Annotated in this window: 6 protein-coding genes; all 6 read left to right on the top strand. The window is 42.7% G+C overall.

Annotation, left to right across the window (positions count from 1 at the left end):
* Nucleotides 1–647: 647 nt before the first annotated feature.
* Nucleotides 648–872: a hypothetical protein gene (locus JF818_RS10100; protein ID WP_198891887.1), complete on the top strand. Its 225-nt coding sequence runs from the start codon at nucleotides 648–650 to the stop codon at nucleotides 870–872.
* 513 nt (nucleotides 873–1,385) lie between these two features.
* Nucleotides 1,386–2,204 carry an InlB B-repeat-containing protein gene (locus JF818_RS10095; RefSeq protein WP_198891886.1) on the top strand — a complete coding sequence of 273 codons (819 nt, stop codon included), beginning with the start codon at nucleotides 1,386–1,388 and terminating at the stop codon, nucleotides 2,202–2,204.
* A gap of 107 nt (nucleotides 2,205–2,311) precedes the next feature.
* Nucleotides 2,312–2,851 carry a terminase small subunit gene (locus JF818_RS10090; protein ID WP_198891885.1) on the top strand — a complete coding sequence of 180 codons (540 nt, stop codon included), beginning with the start codon at nucleotides 2,312–2,314 and terminating at the stop codon, nucleotides 2,849–2,851.
* Nucleotides 2,848–3,045, top strand: coding sequence for a hypothetical protein (locus JF818_RS10085; RefSeq protein ID WP_198891884.1), 198 nt, complete (start codon nucleotides 2,848–2,850; stop codon nucleotides 3,043–3,045). The genes JF818_RS10090 and JF818_RS10085 overlap by 4 nt, the downstream gene beginning before the upstream one ends.
* On the top strand, nucleotides 3,042–3,287 hold the full coding sequence (locus tag JF818_RS10080; protein WP_198891883.1) for a hypothetical protein: 246 nt from the start codon (nucleotides 3,042–3,044) through the stop codon (nucleotides 3,285–3,287). Before JF818_RS10085 ends, JF818_RS10080 begins: the two co-directional genes overlap by 4 nt.
* Nucleotides 3,274–3,857, top strand: a 584-nt coding sequence (locus tag JF818_RS10075) for a hypothetical protein (protein WP_198891882.1), incomplete at its 3' end; no start/stop codon positions are given. The genes JF818_RS10080 and JF818_RS10075, both read left to right, overlap by 14 nt.

Below are 3,857 nucleotides of genomic sequence, written 5' to 3'. Positions count from 1 at the left end.
CTATTGCCTACATGGTACGCAATAATGCAATGTTCGAACGAACTAGTTGCTATAGGAAGGTTTTAGCCTTCGTGTTTACTCCTGTATGCCTACAGTTTCAGTTCACCCATTTTTCCCTTTCGGGCATAATGGCCTCGCTATCGGATAGTACCTACTTTGTATGTCCTCGGCCTCTAATGCACAGCAGTTAGTCCCAAAGTGTTGCGGATACTTCCCTTTCAATTCCATATACGACAAGCCTAAACCGTTCGTACTGGTAGCGTATGATTGACATTTCATACTTCTGTCAAAAAACCTATTTTTTACAACTTGTATGACAGTCATGGCCATACCGTTGAGCCTCTTCTTACTTCCCCTTACTTTGTTTCTTTCCCGAGAGTCTGAAACCTAGTACCTGTTCAACCCTAGAGTTGAGAGAAAGCTTGTTAGGTGCTTGCCTCACCTGTATTTGTTTAATCCGTTAAGTACCTCCTGTTTGGTTTGTAGTAGTTAGTGTTACTAACCGTATGCCCATACATTAAGGGTTAGTGTTACTACTGTCAAGCACTTTTTTATATTTTTTTTGGTTAGTAACACTATTGTTAGTAACACCTATTTATGCTATAATGATTTAAGTAGTAAAAAAAATTTCTAGAAGGGTATAAATAATGAGAAGTGAAGCAAAAAGAAAGTGGGATAAAGAGAATAAATCCTATTATAGTATGTATTTAATGAAAAGCACCGATGGGGATGTTATAGAGTATCTTGAATCAGTGAAAGCAGATAAGTCCCAAAGTGTACAGGGAGCTATCAAAGCGGCAATAAGGTTTTATTTAGCGCATAGAGATAGCGCGCATATATCCACTAGGAGCGATACAAGCGAAACTGAATAATCATGCAACCTAGGATACAGGGGAATCGGGGAATATGCAGGAGGGAATACCTACCCAATTCGGGGGGAATATCCTGCATATCCTCTCCCCATATCCTAGTACACCTATACACGCAGCAAGACCCTATTTTCGCCAGATTCACCCAACCCAACCTGATTCACAGGTAGGCAGACAAACCACGATCAATTCACTACAGTATAACAACTAAGCCCAATTACTGCAGTACTCAAGAGGTGCTTAATTAACCCTCTGAACCCTCACACATACGATAGTTTAGTGCATAATTATTCAATAAAGGCATCCCAATTCCCCGACAAAACACCAGCATAATTGCATACAGACTGCATAAACAGCTCTAAATTGCATATTTGGTGCATATTCACAGCAATGAGGGGGGAGGGGTCAAAATTAAGGCAGGGGGGGCGGCGGATGGAAGCTAAAGGGGGTGGGGAATCCCTCCTCTACCTCCATACATTGCTAAAAAGTTTTTAAATTTTCTAAATCTGAGCTATAATGGCAATAAATCATTATATCTCACTTTTAGTTAAGGGTAGTATGAGCAAATTTAGATATCTTGAGCTAGTATTGTTATTTTCATTTTGCCTAGCTTTCTTATTAAGTTGTGAAATAAATCCGGAAACAGAGTATTCATCTTATAAAGAAGAGGTGTATCTTGAGAAGCTTGACCGAACTGGGTATGAATTGAATACAACGCTTGACTATAGCCATTATCCTGTTGGTTCTACAGTATACGCTCATAACATCAGCTACCAAAATTTTGAATTAAATGCGGAACACTCAGAAAGCATTCCTTTTGGAGTAGTAGATAAAAATGGTTCCCTTGTTTTAAGAACTTATTACGATAGGAATACACTCCTTGTGAAATTTATGGGAAAAACAGATGAGTTCCCAGATTGGACATGGTCTACAGAAGTGGAACCTAACGATTTATTAGCCGAACCCAATAGACCTGATGATACAACTCGTTATACTTTTGTCGCTTGGTACAAAGATAATAATTTGACAGATCAATGGGATTTCTCAACAGATATCGTTGTAGGCGATACCACTCTATATTCTGAATGGGAACCTAGAGATTATACAATCACCTTTGATCCAGTCGATGGAACAGTAAACCCTTCCTCAAAAATCGTCACATATGGTGAAACATATGGAGAGTTACCCATACCTATTCCCAATAATCCACGATTAGTATTCTCAGGCTGGCTTACTACAAATATTTATGGACGTATAGCAAGACCTGTCAGTGAAAATTCTGAACTTGCTTGGGAACGTAATCATACACTCACAGCACAGTACTCTTCGAAATAAGTACTAAATAGGACCTTTCTCTAGTATTTCAGTAAACCATTTTATCTCGTTACCTCCATCCCCTTTTCATGAGGGGATTTTCATTATGGTTTATCCAGGAGGGCAAGATGGAAGACCATGAAGATGTCAATCTGACTGAGCTGACTACATACCAGTTGAAGTTCATAGATGAATACATGAAGTGTGGGAACAAGCGTCAGGCGATGCTCAATGCAGGTTACAAGGGCAAGGGCAAGCGTTCCACCGTGACCAGTTCTGCTGCAAAGCTCTACAACGTACCAAAGGTCAAGGCTGAGATCGAACGCAGACGCAGGGCACTGGCTGAGGAGAACATGATTGACTCCAAGCAGATTGTGAATCGTCTTTCCAAGATGTTCAACGGAGAGCTGTCCAGTCAGTTTGTGACCAAGAAGGGCGATGTAATCGATGTTCCCATCACGTTCAAGAACCAGATCGAAGCTGCAAAGGTGTTGGTGAATATCCTCGGTATCGCTGAGCAGAACAACAAACCCAAAGAAGAGAAGCCTGTCACACAGAAGCTTGCTGAAGACCTTGAGGAAATGTCCAAGATGTTCCTTGAGCAGAGCAAGAAGACTGCAGTCGAGGTCAAGGGTATCCCTGAGCCTGAGAAAAAGGACAAGGAATGACCTACGAACCTCAAGACAATGTAATCGATTTTGACGTTGAGCGGCGTTTCCCTGCAAATCGCATCTTCAATGAGACCATGCGTGAGACTACAAAGCTTCTCAGAGAGTGCGAGGTGGACGCAGACAGAATCCGACAAGACCTCTTCATACTTCTTGACGCTGTTGACGAAATGATCGAGAGGGCGAAGAAATGAGATACATCATCCAAGTCTTTGCCTCTGCATTCAAGATAGGCAGGATAGAGAACAATGGGGATCACTGTATCCTCTACCCTTCTGGGGACGCTCCCATCGAGTTTGTCTACGTCTCTGATACCTGGGTAATGAGCAACAATGCCAAGGTAGGTGGGTACTACGTCTACTACGACAATGGGGACAGCGAATACGTCACTGAGGATGAGTTCAATATGAGGGCTACCCTAGTTGACGAGGATTGAGTATCACCAGCAAGTGAAGAGCCTGATGGTGCAGGCTGAGGCCAAGGGAAACCTGACCGAATGGATGAGGATGATGTGTCGCAATGACATTTTCTTCCTAGCCACCTATGTCCTTGGTCGTACCGATATTGACCACATCGAAGGCCCTGATGGTATACCCCAGTACCGAGACTGGTTGTTTGAACGCTGCATGGAAGTGCAAGCTAAACCTAATGGGTATATAGATATATGGGCCAGAGATCATTACAAATCGACCCTGATAACCTTCCTCAAGACAATTCAGGATATTCTGGTAGACCCCGAAATCACCTGTTGTATCTACTCATACTCCAGTTCCACCGCAACAAAGTTCCTCCGTCAGATCAAGCTTGTACTTGAAGGAAACCGCAAGCTCATAGACCTGTTCCCCGATATCCTTTTCGATGATGTGTCCAAGCCCTACTGGATAGACGAGAACGGTGACAGGCAGAAAATGATATGGTCTGAGGACGGTATCCGTGTAAAGAGAAAGTCCAATGCAAAGGAAAACACCGTTGAGGCCTCCAGACTGGTTATTGGTCAGCGCACTGG

The sequence above is a fragment of the Sphaerochaeta sp. S2 genome (genome assembly GCF_016406725.1).
In the GTDB taxonomy this organism is placed as follows: Bacteria; Spirochaetota; Spirochaetia; order Sphaerochaetales; family Sphaerochaetaceae; genus Sphaerochaeta.
The sequence above is the reverse complement of the archived record's forward strand: the minus strand, read 5'-3'. Positions and strand labels throughout refer to the sequence as shown.